Origin of the sequence: Streptococcus pseudopneumoniae (assembly GCF_001072925.1) — a bacterium.
Classification (GTDB): Bacteria; Bacillota; Bacilli; order Lactobacillales; family Streptococcaceae; genus Streptococcus; species Streptococcus pseudopneumoniae_Q.
The window spans coordinates 1-1,173 of sequence record NZ_JVHE01000071.1 but is presented as its reverse complement, the minus strand read 5'-3'; the positions used below and the strand labels follow the sequence as shown (position 1 = coordinate 1,173).

Annotated in this window: 1 protein-coding gene; it reads left to right on the top strand. The window is 40.6% G+C overall.

Going from position 1 to position 1,173, the window contains the following annotated elements; all coding sequences use genetic code 11:
* A partial coding sequence (locus tag ADH81_RS11165; RefSeq protein ID WP_049526717.1) for an Ig-like domain-containing protein occupies positions 1–1,173 on the top strand: 1,173 nt, incomplete at both ends.

Genomic DNA, 1,173 nt, shown 5'->3' with positions numbered 1-1,173 from the left:
CCAACAGTAGAGATTCCTTACTCTAATAAAGATACTAAAGAAGTTTATGTATATGCTGGTGAAGAAAACTCATTTGATATCAAATTCAAAGATGATAGCGGAAAAATTGTAAGTGCTACTGTAAAACAAGGCGGTAACAGAGAGTTTGGTGCTGTTGCAGGTGAAGCAAATACCATCAATACTCAATATGGATTTAAAGCAAATGTTATCTCTAGTGAAACACCAGCAACAGCAGATGCGCCAGCAGTCATTACTTATAGAGGTACTCCAGCAGCAACAGATGGATTGAAACCAGAAGTCTTAGAAGCAGCAACTAAAGGAGAAAATCCAGCCGGTATGGTTTTGGGCTGGCGTTATGCAACTGCAACTGATGCTGATGGTGCATTCATTGAGAATAAAGCCGTAGGTTCATCAAACGCAACTGACCCAGGTTCATTCCGTGTCATGCTTAAGGCACAAAGTCAAAAATATGATATTGTAACTCCAACTCCAACTGAAAAAGTTACTGTAGCAGATCCATCTAACATAACAGATGACGAGTTAGCTAAAATCAAAGAGAAACTACAACTTGAGTACTCTAAAACCAATGATGATGCTAACTTGGCAGACAAAAAAGGTAAAGCTGTAGCTGATAAAGATGGTAAGATTCAATCAGTCACAAAAGATGCTGATGGAAATCTTGTTGTAACTTATAAAGATGGTTCTCAAGATAAGAAACCATTGTCAGAGCTTGTAACTAAAGATACAGAAGCACCAGCTAAACCAGTTGTGAACACAGACCTAACTGGTAAAGCAGGAACTAAGACTCCGGTTGTAGTGAGTGCAGAACCAGGATCTAAGGTAGAGTTGTTCGATAAAGACGGCAACAAGATTGGTGAAGGTACAGCTGATAACAATGGTAAAGCAACTGTTACGCCAACTGTTAATATTCCAGAAGGAAATGTGACAGCGAAAGCGACAGATCCATCAGGAAATACATCAGTAGCAAGTGACCCAGCGAAAGCAACAAAACCAAGCACACCAGATACAGAAGCTCCAGCGAAACCAGTTGTCGATACAGACCTAACAGGTAAAGCAGGAACTAAGACTCCGGTTGTAGTGAGTGCAGAGCCAGGATCTAAGGTAGAGTTGTTCGATAAAGACGGCAACAAGATTGGTGAAGGTACAGCTGAT